This is a genomic window from Subdoligranulum sp. DSM 23681, assembly GCF_057005535.1.
Map to the genome: position 1 here is coordinate 1,007,985 of NZ_CM168050.1, position 23,031 is coordinate 1,031,015.

At 63.0% G+C, this 23,031-nt stretch carries 22 protein-coding genes; 4 read left to right on the top strand and 18 right to left on the bottom strand.

Annotated elements, in window-relative coordinates; all coding sequences use genetic code 11:
- Positions 1-120: 120 nt before the first annotated feature.
- The 13 genes from AC127K_RS04830 to AC127K_RS04890 form a co-directional block, all read right to left on the bottom strand.
- The gene (locus tag AC127K_RS04830) at positions 121-1,299 is read right to left on the bottom strand and encodes a sensor histidine kinase (protein ID WP_483721762.1); all 1,179 of its coding nucleotides are present in this window, start codon (positions 1,297-1,299) and stop codon (positions 121-123) included.
- Positions 1,292-1,987, bottom strand: coding sequence for a VanR-ABDEGLN family response regulator transcription factor (vanR, locus tag AC127K_RS04835; protein ID WP_294539679.1), 696 nt, complete (start codon positions 1,985-1,987; stop codon positions 1,292-1,294). The genes AC127K_RS04830 and vanR overlap by 8 nt, the downstream gene beginning before the upstream one ends.
- A 152-nt stretch (positions 1,988-2,139) precedes the next feature.
- Positions 2,140-5,169, bottom strand: coding sequence for a phospholipid carrier-dependent glycosyltransferase (locus tag AC127K_RS04840; RefSeq protein ID WP_483721764.1), 3,030 nt, complete (start codon positions 5,167-5,169; stop codon positions 2,140-2,142).
- A gap of 102 nt (positions 5,170-5,271) precedes the next feature.
- Positions 5,272-6,666 (bottom strand): cysteine--tRNA ligase, encoded by a 1,395-nt coding sequence (cysS, locus tag AC127K_RS04845; protein WP_294539674.1) that lies wholly within the window; start codon positions 6,664-6,666, stop codon positions 5,272-5,274.
- Positions 6,667-6,756: 90 nt separating this feature from the next.
- The gene (gene pgsA / locus AC127K_RS04850; protein WP_483721765.1) at positions 6,757-7,332 is read right to left on the bottom strand and encodes a CDP-diacylglycerol--glycerol-3-phosphate 3-phosphatidyltransferase; all 576 of its coding nucleotides are present in this window, start codon (positions 7,330-7,332) and stop codon (positions 6,757-6,759) included.
- A gap of 3 nt (positions 7,333-7,335) precedes the next feature.
- The gene (gene rimO / locus AC127K_RS04855; RefSeq protein WP_483721767.1) at positions 7,336-8,679 is read right to left on the bottom strand and encodes a 30S ribosomal protein S12 methylthiotransferase RimO; all 1,344 of its coding nucleotides are present in this window, start codon (positions 8,677-8,679) and stop codon (positions 7,336-7,338) included.
- Between the two features lie 34 nt (positions 8,680-8,713).
- Complete coding sequence (locus AC127K_RS04860; protein WP_483721768.1) at positions 8,714-9,328, bottom strand: regulatory protein RecX; 615 nt, start codon at positions 9,326-9,328, stop codon at positions 8,714-8,716.
- Positions 9,328-10,497: a recombinase RecA gene (gene recA / locus AC127K_RS04865; protein ID WP_294539662.1), complete on the bottom strand. Its 1,170-nt coding sequence runs from the start codon at positions 10,495-10,497 to the stop codon at positions 9,328-9,330. Before recA ends, AC127K_RS04860 begins: the two co-directional genes overlap by 1 nt.
- Positions 10,498-10,558: 61 nt before the next feature.
- Entirely contained in the window at positions 10,559-11,494 is a 936-nt protein-coding gene (prmC, locus tag AC127K_RS04870; RefSeq protein ID WP_483721769.1) for a peptide chain release factor N(5)-glutamine methyltransferase, read from the bottom strand.
- On the bottom strand, positions 11,487-12,443 hold the full coding sequence (locus tag AC127K_RS04875) for a DUF1385 domain-containing protein (RefSeq protein WP_483721770.1): 957 nt from the start codon (positions 12,441-12,443) through the stop codon (positions 11,487-11,489). Before AC127K_RS04875 ends, prmC begins: the two co-directional genes overlap by 8 nt.
- Before the next feature lie 26 nt (positions 12,444-12,469).
- Positions 12,470-13,912: a HAMP domain-containing sensor histidine kinase gene (locus AC127K_RS04880; protein ID WP_483721771.1), complete on the bottom strand. Its 1,443-nt coding sequence runs from the start codon at positions 13,910-13,912 to the stop codon at positions 12,470-12,472.
- Positions 13,913-13,954: 42 nt separating this feature from the next.
- On the bottom strand, positions 13,955-14,656 hold the full coding sequence (locus AC127K_RS04885; protein WP_294539653.1) for a response regulator transcription factor: 702 nt from the start codon (positions 14,654-14,656) through the stop codon (positions 13,955-13,957).
- Positions 14,657-14,695: 39 nt separating this feature from the next.
- On the bottom strand, positions 14,696-16,015 hold the full coding sequence (locus tag AC127K_RS04890; RefSeq protein WP_483721772.1) for a hypothetical protein: 1,320 nt from the start codon (positions 16,013-16,015) through the stop codon (positions 14,696-14,698).
- Between the two features lie 206 nt (positions 16,016-16,221).
- Between AC127K_RS04890 and AC127K_RS04895 the strand changes: the two genes are divergently transcribed.
- Genes AC127K_RS04895 through AC127K_RS04910 form a run of 4 tightly spaced genes read left to right on the top strand, consistent with a single transcriptional unit; the run spans position 16,222 to position 18,961 of the window.
- Positions 16,222-16,431 (top strand): helix-turn-helix transcriptional regulator, encoded by a 210-nt coding sequence (locus tag AC127K_RS04895; protein WP_294539647.1) that lies wholly within the window; start codon positions 16,222-16,224, stop codon positions 16,429-16,431.
- Positions 16,428-16,916 (top strand): hypothetical protein, encoded by a 489-nt coding sequence (locus AC127K_RS04900; RefSeq protein ID WP_483721773.1) that lies wholly within the window; start codon positions 16,428-16,430, stop codon positions 16,914-16,916. Before AC127K_RS04895 ends, AC127K_RS04900 begins: the two co-directional genes overlap by 4 nt.
- 30 nt (positions 16,917-16,946) lie before the next feature.
- On the top strand, positions 16,947-17,822 hold the full coding sequence (locus AC127K_RS04905) for a CPBP family glutamic-type intramembrane protease (protein WP_483721774.1): 876 nt from the start codon (positions 16,947-16,949) through the stop codon (positions 17,820-17,822).
- A gap of 29 nt (positions 17,823-17,851) precedes the next feature.
- Positions 17,852-18,961, top strand: a complete 1,110-nt coding sequence (locus AC127K_RS04910) for an acyltransferase family protein (RefSeq protein ID WP_483721775.1) — start codon at positions 17,852-17,854, stop codon at positions 18,959-18,961.
- Between the two features lie 51 nt (positions 18,962-19,012).
- On the opposite strand, the gene deoC is transcribed toward AC127K_RS04910, so the two are convergent.
- From deoC to AC127K_RS04935, 5 genes are all read right to left on the bottom strand, one after another.
- Positions 19,013-19,672 carry a deoxyribose-phosphate aldolase gene (gene deoC, locus AC127K_RS04915; RefSeq protein WP_294539638.1) on the bottom strand — a complete coding sequence of 220 codons (660 nt, stop codon included), beginning with the start codon at positions 19,670-19,672 and terminating at the stop codon, positions 19,013-19,015.
- On the bottom strand, positions 19,669-19,827 hold the full coding sequence (locus AC127K_RS04920) for a hypothetical protein (RefSeq protein ID WP_483721776.1): 159 nt from the start codon (positions 19,825-19,827) through the stop codon (positions 19,669-19,671). Before AC127K_RS04920 ends, deoC begins: the two co-directional genes overlap by 4 nt.
- A 26-nt stretch (positions 19,828-19,853) precedes the next feature.
- Positions 19,854-20,303 carry a GtrA family protein gene (locus AC127K_RS04925; RefSeq protein WP_483721777.1) on the bottom strand — a complete coding sequence of 150 codons (450 nt, stop codon included), beginning with the start codon at positions 20,301-20,303 and terminating at the stop codon, positions 19,854-19,856.
- A gap of 69 nt (positions 20,304-20,372) precedes the next feature.
- Positions 20,373-22,304: a bifunctional 4-hydroxy-3-methylbut-2-enyl diphosphate reductase/30S ribosomal protein S1 gene (locus AC127K_RS04930; protein ID WP_294539630.1), complete on the bottom strand. Its 1,932-nt coding sequence runs from the start codon at positions 22,302-22,304 to the stop codon at positions 20,373-20,375.
- Positions 22,305-22,321: 17 nt separating this feature from the next.
- Positions 22,322-22,996 carry a lysophospholipid acyltransferase family protein gene (locus AC127K_RS04935; RefSeq protein ID WP_294539627.1) on the bottom strand — a complete coding sequence of 225 codons (675 nt, stop codon included), beginning with the start codon at positions 22,994-22,996 and terminating at the stop codon, positions 22,322-22,324.
- Positions 22,997-23,031: the final 35 nt, after the last annotated feature.

The following is a 23,031-nucleotide window of genomic DNA, read 5'->3' on the forward strand; positions in this document are numbered from 1 at the left end:
CAGGACGCAGAAATTTTGCCAGCACAAAGCGCCCTGCCTTGCTCCTTTATGGTAGCAAAACAGGGCGCGGGTTGTTTGCAGGCCGCCTTGCGGGGTGTTTGTGATTTGTATGCGAAATTCTTACGAATTTCTTGCGGCAGGCAGGGTGACGGTGAAGGTGATGGTGTTGTCGGCGCTGTCGGCCCGGATGGTGCCGCCGTGGGTCTGGACGATCTGGCGGGCGATGGCCAGCCCCAGCCCCGCCCCGCCGGAGGAGGTGCCCCGGGAGGAATCCAGCCGGAAGAACTGCTCAAACAGACGGTCCAGCTTTTCCGGCGGGATGGTGCGTCCGGCATTGGTGAACTGCAGGGTGACGGTGTCCGCCCCCTGCTCCGCCCGGACCTGCACACAGGTGCCGGGGAAGCTGTAATGTTCGGCGTTGCGCAGAAGATTGTCGAACACCCGGGCCAGTTTGTCCGGGTCCCCTTCGCACCGCAGCTCGGCGGGCAGGTCCAGGGTGCAGTGCAGCTCTTTTTCCCGGAACACCGGTTCAAACTCGCTGGCCACCTGTTCCAGCAGCCGTTTCAGGTCCACCGGCTGGGTGTCCAGTTCCAGGCGGGAAAGATTGAACCGGGTGATCTCAAAGAATTCGTTGATCAGGTCTTCCAGGCGCTGGGCCTTGTGCAGGGCAATGCCGGTATACCGGGCCCGCATCTCGGTGCTGATCTGGGGTTCGTCCTGCAGCAGGGTCAGGTAGCCGATGACGCTGGTCAGCGGGGTTTTCAGGTCATGGGCCAGGTACATGATCAGGTCGTTTTTCCGCTGTTCCGCTTCCCGGGCGGCAGCGGCGTCGGTCAGGGCCTTCTGGCGGGCCAGCTTCAGCCGCACTTCGGCTTCTGCCAGGGCGGGAGGCAGTTCGATCTCCCCTTTGGAGGGATCGGTCAGGCGGTCGGCCATGGCAATGACCCGGCTCAGGTCCCGCTGCCCCCACCGCAAAAACAGATAGGTCACTGCCATCCAGCCCACGGCCAGCAGCATCCAGACCAGGAACAGGGCGATGTCCCGCACGAACCGGGCCACGCTGTACAACCCCAGCAGGAGCATCTGGACGGGAAAGAGGCGGGCGTCCTCAAAGCTGGTCCAGTACAGGTCCCGGATGGAACGATACAGGGCATAGCCCGCAAAAAAGAGCAGAACGATGCCCAGCACCACCCCCAGTATGGCCAGCAGGTAGAGGGCCAGCAGACCCATGGGGCTGCGGCCGTAGTAGGGCGTGCGGGGTTTGCGGGTGCCCCGCCGCTTTTTGAAAAGCTTATTCAACGGTGTAGCCCACCCCCCACACGGTCTTGATGAACTTGGGATGCCGCGGCGCTTCGCCCAGTTTTTCCCGCAGGCGGGCGATGTGGGACATCACGGTGTTGTTGCTGTCCAGGTATTTTTCGCCCCACACCGCCTCGAACAGCTCTTCGCTGGAGACCACCTTGCCCCGGTGGCTGCACAGATACCACAGGATGGAAAATTCCAACGGCGTCAGGGCCACCTCTTTGCCGTACAGGGTGCATTTGTGGGAGTTTTTGGCGATGGCCAGCCCGTGGATGTCGTATTCCTCCGGGTCGGCGGGCGCGGCGGCCCCGGCAGGATTGTACCGGATGTACCGCCGCAGCTGGCCCTTGACCCGGGCCACCAGTTCCAGGGGATTGAAGGGCTTGGTGATGTAATCGTCCGCCCCCAGGGTCAGGCCGGTGATCTTGTCCATATCCTGCACCCGGGCGGTGAGCATGATGATGGGGAAAAGATGTTCCCGCCGGATCTGCTGGCACAGGGCAAAGCCGTCCATATCCGGCAGCATCACGTCCAGCAGGGCCAGGTCGGGCGGGGACTGCCGGATGGCGTCCAGCGCTTCGGCGGCGGTGGCGGCGGTGCGCACCGTGAAGGCCTCGTTGCGCAGGTACACCCCCACCAGGTCGGCAATTTCCCGTTCATCATCCACCACCAGAATATCCGGCATGCGGTCATTTCCCCCTTTTGCTGTATGACTTGCTGTTTATTATACCACAGCGTCCCCGCCCCCGCCAACAAAGGCGGGCCAGTGTTTACAACCAGAAATCCTTTGCAGAAACCAAAAACGGCCCCCGCCTGCAGGCAGGAGCCGTTCTGCTCTCAATAAAATCCGAAGCTGGGAAGGATTTCCAGGCACCGGGCCCAGAATTCCGGCACCGGCAGACCGGACAAGGCCGGGTAGTAGGCCACGAACAGCACCAGGGATGCCGCCGTCAGCCCCACGCCGATGCGCTTGGCCCGCTGCTGGTTGCGGGCGCCCCCCAGCACCAGCACGATGGCTGCCAGACAGAACAGGGAGCTGGGGAAATAGTGGTACAGGAAGGTGCAGCGGGTGACCAGCATCCAGGGCACCAGCTGGGTGGCGTAGAGGATCAGCACCCCCATGCCGGTGCGGGTGCCCCGGCCGCTGATCTGCCGCCAGAACAGCAGCAGGATGGCCGCCAGCCCCGCCAGCCAGATGACCGGTCCGCCCAGGCCCGCGATGCTGCCCTTGAGTCCGGCAGCCAGGTGGGTGTTCTGGTAATACCACACCGGGCGCAGCCCCAGCAGCCAGGTGTACCAGCGGCTCTCAAAGGGATGGGTGGCCTTGAGGGTGGAGTGGTACCAGAACATATAGGTCTGGCAGTCCCACCAGTCCTTGAGTCCGAAGGAGGGGTCCCGCCAGAGGTAGGGCAGGTAGGAGGCCAGATAGATCACAAAAGGCAGCAGCACATAGAACATGACGCCGCCCAGGGCGGCGGTGCGGAATTCCCGCCAGAAACCGGGCTTGTGCTGCTTCCACCGGGCGTACAGCACCCCCAGGTAGAGGATGGCCAGTCCCGCCCCGGCATAGATGCCGGTCCACTTGGAGGCACAGCCCAGCCCGAAGGCCAGTCCCCCCAGGGCCATGGGCCACAGGGATTTCATGACCCCTTTTTCCAGCACGCTCTGGCAGTACCACAGCATGAAGTAGGCCCCCAGCAGGATGAAGAAGGTGCCGTAGATATCAATGGTGGCGATGCGGCTCTGGGCAAAGCGCATGAAGTCCAGCGCCAGCAGGCACCCGGCCAGCGCCCCCGCCCACACACGGCGGGTGAGGCGGCGGCCGAAGCACCAGGCCAGGGGCACCAGCAGTACCCCGAACAGGGTGCCGGAGAACCGCCAGCCGAAGCCGGTCATGCCGAAGAGGGCAATGCCCAGCATGATGAAATCCTTGCCCAGAGGCGGGTGGGTGGTCTCGTACACTTTCAGGGCGTGGAGCAGTTCATACCCGGTACGGCCGTGGTAGATCTCATCAAAGTACATGCTGTTCAGCTGGCTGATGGTTTCGGGCACGGCGGATTGTTCGTCGAACATCTCGCCCCCGCCCTCCACCGGCACCAGGGAACCGTCAGCGGAACGCAGGGCCAGTTCAAAGATCTGGGCGTTGTTCACCGTGATCTGCAGGGTGGTGCCTGCAGGGATCTGCATGGACACCGACTCCCAGCTGAAAACGGTGGAGTATCCCAGTTCCTGGGTGTACAGGTCCATGCCGCTGTTCAGGGTAACGGTCAGGCTGCCCCCCGTGCTGATGCCGGGGTAGATCCACAGTTCGGCGGCGTCCCCCTGCAGGGTGACGGTCTGGGTCACGGTGGTGTCGGTGGCATCCAGCGGGTTCTGGGGGGCGGTCAGGCTGCCCAGGTAGGTGAAGCTGAGCACCGCGGTGGCGGCGGTGAGCCCCAGCAGGGCCAGCACCTCCCGCCGGGTCCAGCGGGGCTGGGTGTCGGGCAGGGCGATGCTCTGGGCCGCCCGGGAAAACCGCAGCGTCCGTTCCCCGCTCCGGCCCATCCGGGGTCCCATGGGGGAGGTCAGGCCGTGGCGGCATAGGGTCCAGGCGGTAAAGGCCAGCAGCACGAAGGCGGCGGTCTCGGCAAAGCCCACCAGCTGGGTGAACAGCCGGCTGGCGGCGGAGGTGAGCCATTCGTCCTCGGTGCCAACCTGGGTGTAGACGGCGGCCAGGTTCAGGAAGCCGGTGAGGGAGAGCCCGAAGGCGACCCCGTACAGGCGCAGGTCGTTCCAGCGGGCGGCGGCCAGCAATACCAGCAGCATACCGGGCACCAGATAGCGCTCATGCATGCAGTGGGCGAAGGTGAAGATGCCCACCAGATAGAAGCCGGCCAGCAGCAGCGGGGAAAACCGGCGTTTTTCCCGGGGGGCTTTGCGGTCGGCGGCCCAGGCGATGATGCCCAGGGCCAGCACGGCCAGGGTGAGGACCGCAATGTTGAAGGTGCCCAGCATGCCCCAGGTGACCGGCCCCACCACGGGGTCCGTCAGCGGGGTCCAGTTGCCGCCCAGGGCGGCAAACCAGTTGAAGGCGTTGATGGTGGCGTAGGGGTAGCCGGAGGAGGTGGAGATGTACTTTTCCACCAGGGAGGGGAGCAGCCGCACCGGACCGTAGAAGGGCAGTCCGGCAGCCAGAGGCACCGCCAGTGCCAGGGCCGCTCCGCCGAAGATGCGGCCCACCGCCCGGGCAGCGGCCTTGGGCCCCTGCCCTGCCCCGTCGGCCACCCCCAGCACAAAGCAGAGGGCCAGCACCGGTCCGGCCAGCAGGGCCTGGGGTTTGATGGCCAGCGCCACCCCGTACAGGAAGGCCGCGGGCAGATACCGGCGGCGTTCCAGCAGCCAGAAGCAGAACAGCAGCGGCAGCACGAAAGCGGCATCCACCTGCTTCCACACACCGGTGGCAAAGAGCAGCAGCGGACAGAATGCGGCAAAGATCCCCATGCGCCGTGCCTGGGCGGGATCTTTCACCCCGTGCAGCGCTTCCCGGTAGACCAGGGCGGCGATGGCGCAGTCGCACAGGGAGGGCACCAAAACCAGCAGCACCCGTCCCGGGGCAGAGTCCCCCGTCAGGCCGAGCAGCCCCCGCACCGCCGCCACCAGGGCCAGCACCGGCAGGTAGCCGGGAGGATAATCCGCAAAGTAGTCCGCGCTGTAAAAGGCGGCAGGACCTTCATGCAGGAGTCTTTCGCCCCAGGCGATGAAGCAGGACATATCGTAGGTATAGCCCTGGGTCACGGCGGCCAGCACCAGCCGCACCGCAAAGGCAGCGGCCAGCACCGGCAGGAAGGCTTTCCACTCCGGGGATAGTTTCAGGCGTTCTTTGTACATACGCAGGTCTTTCCGTAGGGGCGCGGTGCGCGCCGGATACAAAAAACAGGAATGAGCTGCGCCCCGTGGCGCAATGTCTGCCCATTCCTGACGGTTTGTTGATTACAGCTTGCTGATCTGGGGGCCCTGGGCGGTATCGGCCACGCTCCAGCCCATCTCGGTGAGCTGGGCGCGGATGGCGTCGGCACGGGCCCAGTCCTTGGCCTTCTTGGCGGCAGCGCGCTCGGCCACCAGGTCGGTGACTTCCTGGGGGATGGCCGAGGTCTTGCGGTTGTACACCAGGCCCAGCACGCCGGTCAGCTCGTCGAACATATCGGCGGCAGCCTGCAGGCTGGCCTTGTCCGCGGAATCGGACAGGGTGTTGATCTCCTTGACGAACTCAAAGATGGCGGCCAGGGCGTCGGGGGTGTTCAGGTCATCGTCCATGGCGGTGACGAACTTCTTCCTGGCTTCCTGGGCCTTCTCCGCCAGGGTGGTGTCGGTGCCGTGGGCATGCTCGATGGCAAAGTCCAGGTTGTCCCGGCAGGTATACAGCCGTTCCAGAGAGTTCTTGCAGCTTTCGATGAGCTCCACCGTGTAGTTCAGGGGCATGCGGTAGCCGGCGGTGAGCATGAAGTACCGGATGGGCTCATAGCCGTACTTGTCCGCGATCTCCCGCACGGTGAAGAAGTTGTTGGCGCTCTTGGACATCTTCTGGTTGTTGATGTTCAGGAACCCGTTGTGCATCCAGTACCGGCTGAAGGTGCAGCCGTTGGCGCACTCCGACTGGGCGATCTCGTTTTCATGATGGGGGAAGATCAGGTCCTGACCGCCGCAGTGCAGGTCAATGGTCTTGCCCAGATGCTTGCGGGCCATGGCGCTGCACTCGATGTGCCAGCCGGGGCGGCCGTGGCCCCAGGGGCTGTCCCAGTAGGGCTCGCCGGGTTTGGCGGCCTTCCAGACGGCAAAATCCGCCGGGTCTTCCTTCAGGTCGTCGTCCATCTGGCTGCGCAGGGCGCGGTTGCCGCTTTCCAGGTCGTCCAGGTTCAGGTGGCTCAGCTTGCCGTAGCCCGGATCGGACTTGACCCGGAAGTACACGTCCCCGTTGCGGGCAGGGTAGGCGTGGCCGGAAGCCACCAGGTCCTTGACGATCTTGATGATCTCGCCGATATGTTCGGTGGCACGGGGGCGGACGGTGGGCTCCTTGACGTTCAGGCCCTCGGAGTCCTTGATGTACTCGGCCTCGAACTTGCGGGCCACCTCCTGCATGGAGACGCCCTCCTGCTGGCCCTTGGCGATGAGCTTGTCGTCAATATCGGTGATGTTGGAAACGTAATACACCTTGTTGCCCTGGTATTCCAGATAGCGGCGCAGGGTGTCGAAGACGATCATGGGGCGGGCGTTGCCCACATGGATATAGTTGTAGACCGTGGGCCCGCAGACGTAGATGCGGTATTCCCCGGGGGTCTGGGGGACGAATTCTTCCTTCTGGCGGGTCAGGGTGTTGAAAATCTGCATAACGGAGCTTCCTTTCCGGATGGTTTCGGGATCTTCCTTGCTGTTTCATTATAGCCCCGGCGCCGCAGCGGCGCAAGGGGCCGGAAAGTCTTATTTTGCCTGCATGAAACAGCGGCGGTTCTGCCACAGATAGATACAGCCGGAGATCACCGTGACCAGGGCCACCAGCCAGCACAGCACCTGGGTGATGAGGCCGAAGGCCATGATGTCGGAATCCCCCATGAAGAAGGGCACGAAGTAGTAGAACAGCACGGTGAGCATCTGCAGCACCGTCTTGACCTTGCCCCACATGTTGGCGGCAATGACGGTGCCGGACCCGGCGGCGATCATCCGCACGCCGGCCACGGCGAATTCCCGGAAGAGGATGACCGCCAGCACCACGGGAGAGCACAGGCCGTCCACCAGCATGTAGATGAAAGCGGCGGTGGTGAGCATCTTGTCCGCCAGGGGGTCCATGAACTTGCCGAAATCGGTGACCAGGTGGTATTTGCGGGCCAGGTAGCCGTCCAGGAAGTCGGTGAGGCTGGCCACCGCAAAGACGATGCCCGCCACCAGATGGGCGTTGGGATTGTAGGCGGCGGTGCCGATGCGGCCATACGCCGCAAACACCATGAACACGGGCACCAGAACGACCCGCAGCAGGGTCAGCTTGTTGGGCAGATTCATTGCTTACTCCTCCTCGGATTCCACATAGCCGTACAGGTCGTATGTATCACTGTCGGTGATGGTCACGCGGTAAAATTCGCCGGGGGTCAGGGGGGTATCGGCGGGGGTCAGCACGTTGCCGTCGATTTCCGGGCAGTCGGCCTGGGTGCGCAGCAGATACATGCCGGTCTCGTCGTCCACCCCGTCACAGATGCACTCGAAGGTCTTGCCCACCTTGGCGGCCATGGCGGCGGCGCTGATATCCGCCTGGATCTCCATGATGTGCTCCGCCCGACGCTGCTTGACCTCCTCGTCGATCTGGCCGTCCATGGTGGCGGCGGGGGTGTTTTCTTCCGCCGAGTAGGCAAAGCAGCCCAGCCGGTCGAACCGCACCGTTTTGACGAAGTCGCACAGTTCGGCGTACTCCTCCTCCGTCTCACCGGGGAAGCCGGCGATGAGGGTGGTGCGCAGGGTCAGGCCCGGGATGGCCGCCCGCAGCCGGGTGATGGCGTCCTCGATCTCCCGGCGGCCGCCCCGGCGGTTCATGGCCTGGAGGACCCGGTCATCACAGTGCTGGATGGGCAGGTCCAGATAGGGCACCACCTTTTTGTTGCGCACCATGGCGGCGATGAATTCGTCGGTGATGCGCTCCGGGTAGGCGTACAGGATGCGGATCCAGCGGATGCCGTCGATCTCGTTCAGCCGGTCCAGCAGCTCGCAGACCGCTCTGGGCTTGCCCCAGTCCTCGCCGTAGGCGGTGGGGTCCTGGGCCACCACGATGAGCTCCCGCACCCCTTCTCCGGCCAGCCAGCGGGCTTCGGCCACGCAGTCCTCCAGCGGACGGCTGCGCAGCGGGCCCCGGATCAGCGGGATGGCGCAGTACCGGCAGCGGTTGTTGCAGCCTTCGGCGATCTTCAGGTAGGCGTAATGGGAGGGGGTGGAAATGACCCGGGCGCCGCCCAGGGGCATATCGGTCTTGGGGCCGTAGCTTTCCAGCCGGTCAGCCCCGGCGGCACAGACCCGCTCCACAATGGCGGGCAGGGCGGCGTTGGAGCCGATGCCCACCACCGCGTCCACCTCCGGCATTTCGGAGGCGATCTGCTGCTTGTAGCGTTCGGCCAGACAGCCGGTGACAATGACCTTCAGGTCCGGATTCTGCTGTTTGTACTGGCAGGCCATGAGGATGTTCTCGATGGCCTCCTCCTTGGCGGACTGGATGAAGCCGCAGGTGTTGACGATGATCACGTCCGCCTGGGCAGGGTCGGCCACAGTCTGGTGCCCCGCCTTGAGGAGGGCGTGGCAGAAAACGTCGGCGTCCACCTGGTTTTTGGGGCAGCCCAGGGAGATGATGGCAATGTTTTTGGTCATGATGGTTTCCTTTTATCTGTGTGATGAGGGGCGGTCATTCGTCCCGGGCTTCCTGCAGGACGGTGCGGATGACACCGTGGGAAAAGCCCCGGCGGGCCAGAGCGGCAGCCACCTGGGGTTCCTTGCCCTGGGCCAGTTTGGCGGCATACTGCCGCTGTACCAGGGCCCGGGCGCTGGCCAGGTCGGGGTCCTCTTCCTCGCCGCCCAGGTCTTCCACCACCGCGGCGGCGGTGTCCCGGTCGATGCCTTTCTTGTTCAGGTCCATGAGGATCTCCCGCCGGCTCTTGCGCTTGCGCAGCAGCTCGGCGGCCCGACGGCGGGCAAAGTCCTCGTCGTTGAGCAGGCCCAGCTCCCCGGCCCTGGCCACCGCGGCGGCGGCGCTGTGGGGGTCGAACCTGCGGCAGAGTTTGTCGTACAGTTCCCCGGCGGCATGGTCCCGCAGAGCCAACAGGTCCATGGCCTTGTCCAGGGCGCGGCGGGTATCGCTTTTCTTGCGCAGTTCCTCGATCTGCCAGGGTTCCAGCTCGTCATCCTTGTGCAGGCCGGCGTCGGCAAAGGTTCCTTCGTCCAGGGAAAAGGCGAACTCTCCGTCAAAAAACAGGGCATACCGCCCCTTTTTGGTCTCGGAAATCTGTGTCAGCTGCGGCATCAGTCGTCAACCATGATATCCAGGTCCACCTCGCTGCCGGTGGTCTTGGGGGCAGCGGGGGCTTCTTCGGCGGCAGGGGCAGCGGCCACCGGAGTGGCCACCTTCTCGATGGGCTTGACGGTGCCCTTCTTGCCGGCGGCGATGAGCCGGTCAGCGTTCTCCCGCACGATCTTTTCGATCTCCTCGGCCACGGCGGGGTTGTCTTTCAGGAACTGCTTGGCGTTGTCCCGGCCCTGGCCCAGGCGCACATCCCCGTAGTTGAACCAGGCACCGCTCTTCTGCACGATGCCCAGCTTGACGCCCAGGTCGATGATCTCACCCACCTTGGAGATGCCTTCGCCGAACATGATGTCGAATTCGGCTTCCCGGAAGGGAGGTGCCACCTTGTTCTTGACGATCTTGGCGCGGGTGCGGTTGCCGATGAAGGAACCGTTGGAATCCTTCAGGCCTTCAATGCGGCGCACATCGATCCGCACCGAGGAATAATACTTCAGGGCACGGCCGCCGGTGGTGACTTCGGGGCTGCCGTAGACCACGCCCACCTTTTCACGCAGCTGGTTGATGAAGATGCAGACGGTGTTGGTCTTGCCGATGATGCCGGTGAGCTTGCGCAGGGCCTGACTCATCAGGCGGGCCTGCAGGCCCACGTGGGAATCGCCCATCTCGCCCTCGATCTCGGCTTTGGGGACCATGGCAGCCACCGAGTCCACCACGATGGCGTCGATGGCACCGGAGCGGACCAGGGCTTCGCAGATCTCCATGGCCTGCTCACCGGTGTCCGGCTGGCTGACCAGCAGGCTGTCGATGTCCACCCCCAGGGCCCGAGCATAGGTGGGATCCAGGGCGTGTTCCACGTCGATGAAGGCCACCTCGCCGCCGTTGCGCTGGGCTTCGGCCAGCACCTGCAGCGCCAGGGTGGTCTTGCCGGAAGATTCGGGTCCGTAGATCTCCACGATACGGCCGCGGGGCACGCCGCCGATGCCCAGAGCCATATCCAGGCCCAGGCTGCCGGTGGAGATGGCATCCACCTGCATGGTCACATTGGCGCCCAGCTTCATGACGGCGCCCTTGCCGAACTGCTTTTCGATCTGGGCCAGGGCCGTTTCCAGCGCGGCCTTCTTGTCGCCGGCCGGTGCGGCGGTGGATTTGGTTTCTTTTTTGGCTGCCATTGTATTTTCTCCTTTTCAGGGGGATCGCTCCCCCGCCTTTGGTATGGTTTGTATGCCCCTATTATACCCTGTCCGGCCGCAGATTACAACTATTTGTTGTGTCTCCGGCCGGGGATCCGGGGTCTGTTCCGGGCTTCTGCAGCAGGATGACCCGGTCGTTGCCGCCGTAGTCCTGCCGGCAGCCGCCGTTGACCCAGCCGTTCCGGGCCCCCAGGTCCAGCACGGCCTGCCGCTGTGCATAGCCGATCTCCATCACCAGCCAGCCGCCGGGGCGCAGGACCTTCTGCCAGGGCCCGGTCAGGCAGCGGTAAAAGACCAGCCCGTCCGCCCCGCCGTCCAGGGCCATGGCCGGTTCCCGGGCGGTTTCGGGCATGAGAGCCTGCATCTCCGCCCCGGTGAGGTAGGGCGGATTGCTGACGATGAGATCCACACTCCCGGGGGACAGGTCCCGCCACCCGATGAGCACATCCCCTTCGTGCACGGCCACTTCCGCCCCGGGCAGAGCTTCCCGGGCATTGCGGCGCAGGTAAGGCAGAGCTTCCGGGCTTTTCTCCCAGCAGGTCACCCGGGCATCGGGCACGAACCGCCGGACGCCCAGCCCCAGACAGCCGGTGCCGGCGCACAGGTCCAGCACCACAGGGCCGGCGACGGCCATTTTCCCCAGCAGGTCCACGGCGGTCTCGCAGACCACCTCGGTGTCCGCCCGGGGACAGAGGACCCCGGGGCCCACCCGCAGGGTAAAGTCCAGGAAATCCCAGCTCCCTGCAATATACTGCAGCGGTTCCCGTCCGGCACGGCGGGCGGCGAAGGCTGCCAGAGCAGCCGCCTTGTCCGGCGGCAGCGGGGCGGTATCCAGGCGGGGGTCCCGCCCCACCGCCAGACGGTAGAGTTCCCGGGCATCAAAGGCGGCGTCGGGTACACCCGCTTCTTCCAGCCGGGTGCGCACCGTCCGCAGGGCATCCCGGGGGGCCAGACCGGCCAGGGACAGTTCAGTCACGATTCCAGGCGGCCTCCTCCGGGGTCTCGGGCAGGACGGGGGTCACGGCGGCGATGGCCACCTCGATCATGTCGTCCTCCGGTTCAAAGGTGGTCAGCCGCTGCAGCCACAGCCCCGGCACCGCCACGGCCCTGGCCAGCCAGGAATTGGACCGCCCGGACCAGCGCAGCACCTCATAGGAGATGGCCACCAGCAGGGGCAGCATGGCCAGTTTGTACAGCACCCGCAGGCCGGTGCTGGTCCAGGGCAGCACCGCGTACAGCACAATGCTGATGAGCAGCACCAGGATCAGGAAGCTGGTGCCGCAGCGGGGATGGAAGCGGGAATGGCGGCGGATGTTTTCCACCGTCAGCGCCTCCCCGGCCTCGTAGCAGGCGATGGTCTTGTGTTCGGCACCGTGATAGGCAAACACCCGGTGGATCTCCTTGGTGCGGGTGCACAGGAACATGTACCCCAGGAACAGGGCCAGCTTGATGACGGCTTCGATGATGCCCCGGGGCCACCGGCCCAGGGTCAGTACCTGGGAGAGCAGGCCGGTGAGGAAGGTGGGCAGATACAGAAACAGGAACAGGGCCAGCACCACCCCCAGCAGGGCGGAGATGGTCATGAGGGCGTTCTGGAAGGCGGGGCCGGTGTGTTCGTCCAGCCACTTTTCAAAACGGGACTGCTCGGCTTCCTGTTCCTCCTCGGTGAGGGCGATGTCGGCGCTGTGCATCAGGTACTTGTACCCGCTGCGCAGGTTTTCCACCATATTGCAGACCCCGCGCACCAGGGGCACCCGGTTGTACCAGTGGGTGTGCACCTCCTCGAAGGTGAGGTCGATGGTGCCGTCCGGACGGCGCACGGCGCAGCAGATCTTTTTGGGGCCGCGCATCATGATACCTTCCATGAGGGCCTGACCGCCCACACTGGTACGGAATTTTTCGGTGGGACGCGATTCTTGCGGCATAAGACGAAGAGTCTCCTTTGTTGGTTTCAGATGGGTTCGTGCAGGTGTTCCTGCCCGGAGCGGTACAGCGGCAGGGTGATGAGCACGGTGGTGCCCTGCCCCAGGGTGCTGGTGATGTCGGTGGTGCCGCCCAGGGCGGTGACGATGGCATCCACCACCGCCAGACCGATACCCGACCCGCGCACCGCGTTCTTGCCTTTGAAGAACTTGACCTTGACTTTTTCCAGGTCTTCGGGGGAGATGCCGCGGCCCTGGTCCCGCACCGACACGGTGGCGGTGGCCGGACCCCGGGTCAGGGTGAGAAAGACCGACCCGCCGGGGGGCGAATACTTGATGGCATTGTCCAGCACATTGATGAACACCTGGCGCAGGCGGGCGGGGTCCGCCCACACCGGGAAGGGTTCGGGCGGTTCCTCATACACCAGGCGCAGGCCTTCCTGCCGGATCCGCCCTTCCACAAAGAGGGCGGCATCGGTGGCCTCGGCCACCAGGTCCAGCACCTGGCAGTCCAGCTTGATGCCGTTCTGCAGGCGGGAAAAGTCCAGCAATTCCTCCACCATGGCATACAGGCGGTCGGTCTCGGCGCCGATGACCTCCAGGCCCTTGCGGTAGTTTTCGTCGCTGGGATCCTTCAGGTTGGCGATAGTCTCCACCCAGCCCTTGATGGAAGTCAGGGGGGTGCGCAGTTCATGGCTCACCGAGGAGATGAATTCGTTTTTCATCCGCTCGGTCTCGGTCAGGTGTTCCGCCATCTCGTTGATGGTGCGGCACAGCCGGCCGATCTCATCGTTGTAGCGGGTATCGGGCAGGCGGGTCTGCAGGTCTCCCCCGGCGATGCGGTTGGCGATGACCTCCACCTGGCCCAGGGGCCGGACGATGGACCGGATGAAGAACAGCCCGCTCCACAAGGCAAAGGCCAGGGCCAGCAGCACGATGCCCCCCGAAAGCAGCACCGTGTTCCACCATTGCCGGTCGGCCAGGGTCAGGCTGGTGACCAGGCGCATGGCGGTGATGTTGCCCGCGTCATAGGGGACCAGGGCGGTGACCGCCATGACCCGCTCCCCGTCCGGGGTGCGGAAGATGGCCCGTCCCACCCCGTCCGGGCTGACCAGGGCGTGGTAATAGTCCACCCCTTCGGTAAGGTTCTCGTTGATGGTGCCGCTGGAGGTGGCCAGCACCACCCCGTTCTGGTCCAGCAGCATGAACTCGAACTTGTCTTTTTCCTCAAACTGTTCCACCGTGCGGCGCAGGGACTGGGCGCGGCTGGCGGCGTTGTTGTCGCTGTCGCCGGCGGTGCCGGTGGCCTGCAGCCGGCCGATGAAGGTGGAGAACCGGCTTTCCATGGCACGCTCAATGCCGCCATAGAGGTTCTGGTAACAGAAATACAGGAACAGCCCTTCGGCCAGGGCCAGGATCAGCACCGTGATGAGCAGGCTGCCCCGCAGCCAGCGCTTGGTAATGCTTTGCACGCGGGGGTCCCCCCTTTCTTCCGGTGCATGCGGGTGTGGATATCAGGGGCTCCAGCGGTAGCCGTATCCCCATACGGTGAGGATGTGGGTGGGGCTGCTGGGTTCATCCTCGATCTTCATGCGCAGACGGCGGATGTTCACATCCACGATCTTCACGTCCCCGTAATATCCCTTGCCCCAGACCCCTTCCAGGATCTTTTCCCGCACCAGGGCGGCGCCGGGATTGCGGAAAAACAGCTCCATGATCTGGAACTCCACCTGGGTCAGGTCGATGGGTTTGCCGGCCTTGTACAGCACCCGGCTCTTCTCATCCAGCACAAAGCTGCCGCTGACCAGCTGGTCGGGGCCGGAACCTTCCCGGCTGTCGCCGGCATTGCGGTGCACCCGGCGGGCCAGGGCCTCCACCCGGGCGATGAGCTCGGACACCGAGAAAGGCTTGGTGATATAGTCATCGGCACCGATGGAAAGGCCCCGGATCTTGTCGGTCTCCTGCCCTTTGGCCGAGACGATGATGATGCCGATATCGGGGTCGTCCCGGCGGATGGTCTCGCACAGGGAAAGGCCGTCCATGCCGGGAAGCATCAGGTCCAGCAGGGCTGCGTCACAGGGCGGGTTGGCGTGCAGCAGTTCCAGGGCGCGCTCGGCGCTGGGGGCTTCCAGCACTTCCCATCCGGCCATGCGCAGGTTCAGCACTTCCATTTCCCGGATGCTGTTTTCGTCCTCCACAACCAGGACTCGTTTCATACAGATAACTCCTTTCCATGACAAGGAATTCCACGGAATTCAGGGCAGGACCGTCACGCCGGACAGGATATCCTCCAACGTGAGGCCGTAATATTCGGTGAGGATGCGGGCCTGCAGCTGCTGGCTGCCGATGGTGGCCACCCGGCTGTATTTGTCGGTGCGCAGATCGGTTTCGGCCGGGTCGATCACCCGCAGTTCGCAGTACTGGACATCCCCCGCCAGGTTGGCGATGATCCAGCCGCTGCCGTCGGCGTTGGATTTCAGGGAGACATTGCCGTGCATGGATTCCGGCAGGCGCAGGAAAAACCGGTGCTCACTGTCATACACGCCGAAGATGTTGTTGCTGCCCTCCTCGGTGGCGTAATCCTTCCACAAAAGGAAGTGCAGCTGGTTGGCCAGGGATTCCGGCACGGTGCCGCCGTCGGCGACCTGGGTGGGGATGTCCACGGTACCGTTGCCGTCCACGTCCATGCTCAGCAGGTCGGTGTCATAGCGCTGGGTGGCGCTGTACAGGTCCGGGACCCCCGGCGGCATATACGTCTTGAGGAAGCCGCTTTCGGCGTCATAGATGATGATGCTGGAGGCCAGACTGGACGCCGATCCGGTCCAGCCGTCCACCACCACATAGGAGGCGCCGTCCTCCCCCACCCCGGCATGCAGACCCGCACAGCCGCTGTAAAAGCCTTCGCCCACGGCCAGGGTCTGGGCGGCCAGGAAGGTATCGCCGCCGGTGTAGGTCAGCAGCTGCAGGTTGATGCCGCCGTTTTCGGTCTCGGTGGGCAGGGCCAGGACCAGGTCCTCGGTACCGTCGCCGCCGTCGGTGACGTCGGCCACCAGCATGTCGGTGTAGCTCTGTTTGTTGACGGTCTGCAGGGTCTCGTCGCTGTTGTACAGGTAGACCACCATGTAGCGGTCCCCTTGGGCACTGTCATACCCCACCAGCAGCTGCAGGGAATCCGCGTCCCGCAGGTGGGCATAGCTGACCGTTTCCACCTCGCTGGACAGACCCTCGGTGCGCTGGGATACCCGCCAGCCGCCGGAATCGGTGGGTTCCAGGATGGCCAGCCAGACATTGGAGCCGCCGGATTCCACCGTGTAGAGGACGGCGGCTTCCTGGGTGCCGTCACCGTCCCAGTCGCCGAACAGAAAGGGGGAGAGAAAATCGCCGCTGGCCGGATATTTCAGGGTGGCCACCCCGTCCAGATAGCTGTTCAGGGCCTTCTGCACCGCGCTGCTCTGCCCCGACAGACGGGGAGCCCGCAGCAGGCTTTCGGTCTCGCCGCCGGGAAGCACACTGCAGCCGGTCAGACACAGGGCCAGCGCCAGGGCGGCCGCGGCCGTTCCGGGTGTATGGACCATGGACGCCCCTCCTTTCCGCCGTTTCAGGATATACACGGTCAGTATACCACAAACCGTCCCCTGCCGCAATGCGTGCCGGGGCACACCGGAATTTTTGCAAAGTATGCTTGACAGTTTTTGCAAAGCAAGCTATACTGAAATTGCAAAGCAGGCTTTGCAATTTCAGTCCGCGGCATTCGCCCCGCGGGCCGGAAAGGCGATGACCCATGAAGACCCGTATTCCCGAACTGCGCAAAGCCCGACGGATGAGCCAGCAGGAGCTGGCCGACGCGGTGGGCGTGACCCGGCAGACCATCACCAGCATTGAGGTGGGACGGTACACGGCCAGCCTGGAACTGGCATACAAGATCGCCCACTATTTTGGACTTTCCATCGAAGAAGTTTTCGATTTCAGCCATTTGGAGGGAGAGCTATGATCATCTGTCAGCTTTTGGAAGGGCATCCGGCCAGCCTGGAAGAGTACCGGGCCCGCCTGCGTTCCCTGCGCCCTTTTTGTGCGGTGCTGCCGGTGCTGGGCGCCGCCACCGTGCTGTTTGCCCTGCTGGGGGTGCCCCGCCTTTTGGGCGAAGAGAGAAATATTTCCTTTTTCAGCGGATTTTACACCGGCACCGGCTTCTCTCTGATCGCCCTGGGATGCATCCTGTTCTTCCGCACCGGACGGCTGCTGCGGGACGACGCCGCCCTGCGCCGCCGCTTCACCCAGACCACCGACGAGCGGAACTGCCGCATCAACGAAAAGGCCGCGCTGGCCGCCGCCTTTGTCCTGTTCCTGGTGCTGTACCTCATTCTGCTGGCAGCCGGACTGTTTGCGCCGGTACTGTTCGCCTTCTGTCTTGCGGGCATCCTGGTGTTTGCGGTGCTGTATCTGCTGTTCCGCCTGTATTACAGCCGTGTGCTGTGACGTATCTGCCATCAAAGGAGGCGTTTTCCCATGCGTACATCCCGAAAGAACCTGCTGGCGGCCGTGAGCGGCTATCTTCTGGCTTTGCTCTTCCTGCTGTTCGTTGCTGCTCCCCTGCAGCTGCGGTACGGCATGCTGGGGCTGCTGTGGACCGAGCTGGGGCTGCTGGCCCTGGCCCTGCTGGGCACGGCCGTGTTCCGGTCCCCCTGGCGTCAGGTGTTCAATTTCCATCGCCCCACCTGGAAAGGGGTGGCCGGCACCCTGCTGCTCTGGATGGGCGCATACGCCCTGGTCATGCTGGTGTCCATGTTTACCATGCTTCTCGTTCCCCAGCAGCTGACCGATGTGAGCACCGCCATCACCGACCTGTTTTCCCAGGTCCCCTTTGTCCTGCGGTTTCTGCTGGTGGCGGTGACCCCGGCGTTCTGTGAGGAGATGCTCTTCCGGGGATACCTGCTCCATCACATGCAGCCCATGCCCGCCTGGGGACGCATCCTGCTGTGCGGCGGGCTGTTCGGGCTGTTCCATCTGGACCCGGTGCGGTTTTTGCCCACCGCCATCCTGGGCATCTTCCTCACCTGGGGTGCCCTGCGCAGCGGCAATCTGCTGTACGCCATGCTCTTCCACCTGTTCAACAACAGTCTGTCCGCCCTGGCCACCCTGGTGCCCGCCTCCGCCGACACCGCGGCGCTGGAGGCGGCGGAGACCGCCGGCACGGTCATGACCCTTCCTGCGCTGGGCGCCTACTTTTTCCTGGCCGCGGCCAGCCCCTGGCTGGTCTGGGCCGGACTCAGCCTGCTGCGCCCCAAGGATGCCCCCGCCCCCGACCGGGCCCGGTCCGCCATGCTCTGCCTGGTCCTCTGCGCCGCCTGCATTGCTGTGGGCTGGCTGCTGATGCGGGCATAAAAAACACACCTGAAAAGGAGTTTTTGGTCATGAATCTGCAAAGACGAAATCCCGTGTTTGATATCATGCGCGGCATCGGCATTCTGTTGGTCGTGCTGGGGCACGCCGGGTTCCCGTTCAGCGGATGGATTTATCTATTCCATATGCCCTTGTTTTTCCTGCTGAGCGGCTGGTTTTACAAACCGGAACACACCGTTCCCCTATCCGGTCTGCTGCACAGCTGGAAAAGCAAGGTTCTCACCTTGTGGCTTCCCTTTGTAATCGCCAACACGGCATTTACCCTGTGCAACAACCTCTTCCTGCGGCTGAACATCCTGACGGAGGATGCACGGATTCTGGACATACCGGGCAACCTGGTTCATGCGCCCGTCACCTGGCGGGACATTGTGGGCCGCACCGTCCACTGGTGTTTCTTTGACGGCGGGACCCAGCTGGGCGGCGCCCTGTGGTTTCTCCAGGTGTTGTTTCAGGTGTCGGTGCTGTATGCCTTTGTGGATTTTCTTCTCAAACGGGTTCTCTCTCCCCGCCAGACCCTGGCCGTACAGACAGCGCTGGCCCTTGTGTTCCTGGGGATCGGTTTTGCCTGTCAGCGGGCACACTGGTCGGTATGGCTGCTGGACGTGGCCCTGAGCTGCTATCCGCTGTACCATCTGGGGGTCCTGCTGCGGCAATTTTCCGTCCTGCCCCACCGCCCGCCTATGGTGGCGGCGGCCGGGATCGGCAGCGCTGCAGGGTTATGTGTTCTGAATACCCTCGGCAGCGTTTCCCTGGCCTCCAACGAGTATCCCAATCCATTTTTTTTGCTGGTCGGCTCGGTGTACGGCTGGTACATGGTCTACGGCGCCGCCCGCCTGCTGCTGGCCTGCGGGGTCTGCCGCCGTTTCTTTGCCTTTGCCGGACGCCACAGCCGCATTGTGCTGATCCTGCATCTGCTCTGCTTCAAGCCGGTCTCCTGGGCAGGACTCCGGCTCACCGGCGGGGCGAGCTACCTGCTGGCCTCCTTTCCGGTGCTTTTCACCGGCGGATGGTGGTGGATTCCCTATACGCTTACCGGGCTTCTTCTGCCGTTGGCCATCCAGGTCATGTTCACCCGATTCCGGGCAAAATGGCCGTTCCCTGCCGCTACAAAAAAGAACTGACCTCACAGAAAAACCGCCTTCCCGGCAAAGGGAAGGCGGTTTTCTTTGTGATTATTCGGCGGTCAGCAGGCCCACAGCACGGGAGGTGCCCAGTCGGTCGGCGCCCAGGTCCAGGAATTTTTCCATATCCCCGATAGTGGAGATGCCGCCCGCGGCCTTGATTTTGCAGCGGCCTGCCACATGCTTGGCGAACAGCTCAATATCATGGAAGGTGGCGCCGGCGGTGGAGAAGCCGGTGGAGGTCTTGATGAAATCGGCACCGGCTTCGGGCACGATGTCGCACATCTTGATCTTTTCCTCGTCGGTGAGCAGGCAGGTCTCGATGATGACCTTCAGGCAGTGGTCCCCCACCGCCTGCTTGACGGCGGCGATGTCTTCCCGCACGGCGTCGTACTCGCCGTTTTTCAGCCGGCCGATGTTGATGACCATGTCCACTTCCGAAGCGCCGTTTTCGATGGCGGTGCGGGCTTCAAAGCATTTGCTGGCGGTATCCATGGCCCCCAGGGGGAAGCCCACCACGCAGCACACCGGCACCCGGCCGGCCATATACTCGGCGGCCTGCTTCACATAGCAGGTGTTGATGCACACCGAGGCCGTGTGGTATTCCATGGCCTCGTCGCAGAGTTTCTGGATCTGGGGCCAGGTGGCTTCGGGTTTGAGAAGGGTGTGGTCAACGACCGAGAACAGATGTTCTTTGGTGTAATGGCTCACCGGTATTCCGCCCCCTTCTTGCAGTGCTTGCACAGATGTGCCTGGTGCAGCCCGATGCCCGCAAAGATGATGGAGGTAACACCGCACACGGTGGCGATGATGCCCAGGATCAGGCCGGTGAGGCGGAATCCTCCGCCGCGAACGTTGTTTTTCATAAGAATGCCTCCTTATCGCGCACGGATCACGGCGCTTTTTTGGTGAAGATCAGGATCTTGGAAAACACATAGTTGGACACGATCACCACAACCTGGGAGAACAGCTTGACGATGTTGGCCCACAGCTGGGGAGACACAAAGGCGATCATGGGGCCCAGCACGCTCACACCGCCCCACATGATCAGCTGATCCACCACGGCGGTAAAGATACGGCAGCCCACAAACTTGGTGAATTCCTGCCAGGCAACGGCACCGCGGCTTTTGCTGCGGAAGACGAAGGTGCGGTTGGTCCAGTAGGCAAAAAGGATGCAGATGGCATTGTTGAGGACGTTGCCCACACCGGCGGCGAAATCCAGCCCGAAAGCCGCCTGGAAAATATTGAGGATGACAAAGTTGAGCAGCGTGGCCAGCCCGCCGAAGAACAGGTAAGACAGCTGTTCATAGTATTTCACAATGAGGTCTTTGAGTTTCTGCATGATACACCCGTGAACCAAAAAGAGGCCCGCCTGTTACCAGGCAGGCCTCCCATTGGGATCGTTCAGAGATTATTCAGCGTCGGAGCCTTCAGCTTCCACTTCGCCCTCGCAGGCCTTCATGGACAGGCTGATGCGCTTGCGGTCAAAGTCCACGTTGATGAGCTTGACGCGCACTTCGTCGCCGACCTTCAGCACGTCGCTGACCTTGTTGACGCGCTCGTTGGAGATCTCACTGATGTGGACCAGGCCGTCAACACCGGGCAGGATGCGCACAAAGGCACCGAACTTGGTGATGGAGACAACCGGAGCGGTGAACTCGCTGCCGATGGGATACTCGTTCTTCAGCTTCTCCCAGGGGTTGTCCTCTTCCTTCTTGTAGCCCAGAGAAACCTTCTGGTTCTCGGGATCATAGCTCTTGACATACACGTCGATGGTATCGCCAACATTGACGACCTCAGACGGATGCTTCAGGTTGGACCAGCTCAGCTCGCTGATGTGGCACAGGCCGTCCACGCCGCCGATGTCCACAAAGGCGCCGTAGGAGGTCAGGCTCTTGACAACGCCGGTGTAGTGCTTGCCCACTTCCACGTTCTGCCAGAACTCTTCCCGCTTGGCCTTGTTCTCTTCGGCGGTCACCTTGTTGATGCTGCCGACGATCTTGCGGCCGGCGCACTCGGTGATGACCAGACGCACATGCTGACCCACCAGCTTGGTGTAGTCCTCATCACGGCGCATGGTGGCCTGAGAACGGGGCACGAAGACGCGCACGCCCTTGACGTTGACAACAACGCCGCCCTTGTTGGCTTCCATGACGTCGCCTTCCATGACGGTGCCGTTCTCGGCAGCTTCGGAAACGTCCTTCATGCCCTTCTGGGCTTCAAAGCGGACACGGGAAAGGGTGTCGACGCCTTCCTGGTCGTTGGTCTTGACAACCACCAGATCCAGCTCGTCGTCCACCTTAACAAGGTCTTCCATCTTGGCGTTGGGATCATGCGTCATCTCATTGAGCTTGACGATGCCGGTGTGCTTGGAGCCGTCGATGCCCACAACGCACTCCGTCGGGCTAACGCTGATGACCTTGGCTTTAACGATCTTACCTGCGAACAGCGGTTTTGCCTCAGAAGCCTCGAGCATCTCGGCAAAACTCATGTCGTCACGGATTTCTTCACTCATACAGTTAAGTACCTCCTCAATTATAGACGAAGGCGTGGAAGCCCCTGCTGTTACGCCTACCACCCTGGCGCCCCGCAGCCATTCCCGGTCGAGTTCATCAGCTGTCTCGATGGTAACGGCGTCGGTATGCCGAGCGGCGACCTGCAACAGTTTCTGGGTGTTGGAGGAATGATGACCACCAATGACGATCATATGATCGCATTTTTGGCTGAGGTCCTCCGCCTCCTGTTGCCTCGCCCACGTTGCATTACATATTGTATCAAATATTTTGGCATTTGTACACCACTTTTTTAGAAAAGCCTTGCAACTTTCCCAACTTTGGACCCGAAAAGTGGTTTGGGCCACCACATAAATGGATTTTTGCTGCGCAAGAATTTCGCGCATGGCTTCCAGCTCGTCCAGGTTCGCAAAAACCCGCACCTCGCCGCTTGTATGGCCTACAATTCCCTGCACTTCCGGGTGGGAGGCATCCCCCGCCACCAGCAAAAGCGCACCGTTTTTGCCCGCTTCTTCGGCAATTTTATGGATTTTTGATACGAACGGGCAGGTGGCATCATGAAACGCCAGGGCGCGTGTGCCAATTTTTTCATATACGCTGCGGGGGACCCCGTGGCTGCGGATCACCACCTCATATCCGTCGGGTACGGCGTCCACATCCGGGCAGGTCAGGGCGCCTTTTGCTTCCAGATCGGCCACCACCTGGGGGTTGTGGATCAGCGGTCCCAGGGTGGCCACCTTGCAGCCCTTGTCCAGCAGTTCATAGGTCAGCTTCACCGCCCGGTTCACACCGAAGCAGAAACCGGCGGTCTTGGCCAGAATGATCTCCATGGCAGATTCTCCTGTGTTCAGGTTCCGGGCTCGGTGCCCGGGTTGGGTTCGGGGGCCGGCAGGGGCGCCGGCTCAAAGCTGTTCTGGCGGTACAGTTCCTCCAGGTCGTCGGTCAGGCGGGTGCGCAGGGCCCGCAGTTCCTTGATCTGGTGGCGCGGGTCGGTGATGCGCAGGTCCGATGCGGGGATGGGTTCCCCGAAGCAGATGCGCATGCGGCAGAAAAGACGCATGCGGTGGTCCGGGGTGTCGTAGATGATGCGGCAGGGCACCAGATCCGCCCCGGCCTGCCCCGCAATGACAAAGGCGCCGCTTTTCAGCTTGCCCAGCTTGCCGTCCTTGCTGCGGGTGCCTTCCGGGAAGATGAGCACGCCGGTGCCCTTTTTGCAGTCCTCGGTGACCTTGTTGACGGTCTCCATATCCCCATGGCCCCGGTCGATGGGCACGGCGCCCATGCAGCGCAGGAACCACCCGATGAAGGGATTGCGGAAAAGCTCCTGCTTGGCCAGGATGCGGAAGCGTCGGAACCGGAACACCACCACCAGGATGAAGACCGGGTCCAGATCTGAGATATGGTTGGGGGCAATGACGATGGGGCGGCCCCGGGGAATCAGGCTGCGGCCCACGACCTCCACCCGATAGACAATGTGCATCAGCACCCACACGATGGGCAGCAGGATCCAGTACAGAAGCATAAATTCACCATTTCCTAATTTTTTACATCCATATG

What these genes read in the sequence shown, in the direction of transcription:
- AC127K_RS04860 (WP_483721768.1), bottom strand. Translation starts at nt 9,328, where the DNA reads ATGCCGCAGCTGACACAGATTTCCGAGACCAAAAAGGGGCGGTATGCC.
- AC127K_RS04875 (WP_483721770.1), bottom strand. Translation starts at nt 12,443, where the DNA reads ATGCCGCAAGAATCGCGTCCCACCGAAAAATTCCGTACCAGTGTGGGC.
- AC127K_RS04890 (WP_483721772.1), bottom strand. Translation starts at nt 16,015, where the DNA reads ATGGTCCATACACCCGGAACGGCCGCGGCCGCCCTGGCGCTGGCCCTG.
- vanR (WP_294539679.1), bottom strand. Translation starts at nt 1,987, where the DNA reads ATGCCGGATATTCTGGTGGTGGATGATGAACGGGAAATTGCCGACCTG.
- AC127K_RS04885 (WP_294539653.1), bottom strand. Translation starts at nt 14,656, where the DNA reads ATGAAACGAGTCCTGGTTGTGGAGGACGAAAACAGCATCCGGGAAATG.
- AC127K_RS04925 (WP_483721777.1), bottom strand. Translation starts at nt 20,303, where the DNA reads ATGCAGAAACTCAAAGACCTCATTGTGAAATACTATGAACAGCTGTCT.
- AC127K_RS04930 (WP_294539630.1), bottom strand. Translation starts at nt 22,304, where the DNA reads ATGGAGATCATTCTGGCCAAGACCGCCGGTTTCTGCTTCGGTGTGAAC.
- recA (WP_294539662.1), bottom strand. Translation starts at nt 10,497, where the DNA reads ATGGCAGCCAAAAAAGAAACCAAATCCACCGCCGCACCGGCCGGCGAC.
- AC127K_RS04920 (WP_483721776.1), bottom strand. Translation starts at nt 19,827, where the DNA reads ATGAAAAACAACGTTCGCGGCGGAGGATTCCGCCTCACCGGCCTGATC.
- rimO (WP_483721767.1), bottom strand. Translation starts at nt 8,679, where the DNA reads ATGACCAAAAACATTGCCATCATCTCCCTGGGCTGCCCCAAAAACCAG.
- cysS (WP_294539674.1), bottom strand. Translation starts at nt 6,666, where the DNA reads ATGCAGATTTTCAACACCCTGACCCGCCAGAAGGAAGAATTCGTCCCC.
- pgsA (WP_483721765.1), bottom strand. Translation starts at nt 7,332, where the DNA reads ATGAATCTGCCCAACAAGCTGACCCTGCTGCGGGTCGTTCTGGTGCCC.
- AC127K_RS04905 (WP_483721774.1), top strand. Translation starts at nt 16,947, where the DNA reads ATGCGTACATCCCGAAAGAACCTGCTGGCGGCCGTGAGCGGCTATCTT.
- AC127K_RS04910 (WP_483721775.1), top strand. Translation starts at nt 17,852, where the DNA reads ATGAATCTGCAAAGACGAAATCCCGTGTTTGATATCATGCGCGGCATC.
- AC127K_RS04900 (WP_483721773.1), top strand. Translation starts at nt 16,428, where the DNA reads ATGATCATCTGTCAGCTTTTGGAAGGGCATCCGGCCAGCCTGGAAGAG.
- AC127K_RS04840 (WP_483721764.1), bottom strand. Translation starts at nt 5,169, where the DNA reads ATGTACAAAGAACGCCTGAAACTATCCCCGGAGTGGAAAGCCTTCCTG.
- AC127K_RS04935 (WP_294539627.1), bottom strand. Translation starts at nt 22,996, where the DNA reads ATGCTTCTGTACTGGATCCTGCTGCCCATCGTGTGGGTGCTGATGCAC.
- AC127K_RS04895 (WP_294539647.1), top strand. Translation starts at nt 16,222, where the DNA reads ATGAAGACCCGTATTCCCGAACTGCGCAAAGCCCGACGGATGAGCCAG.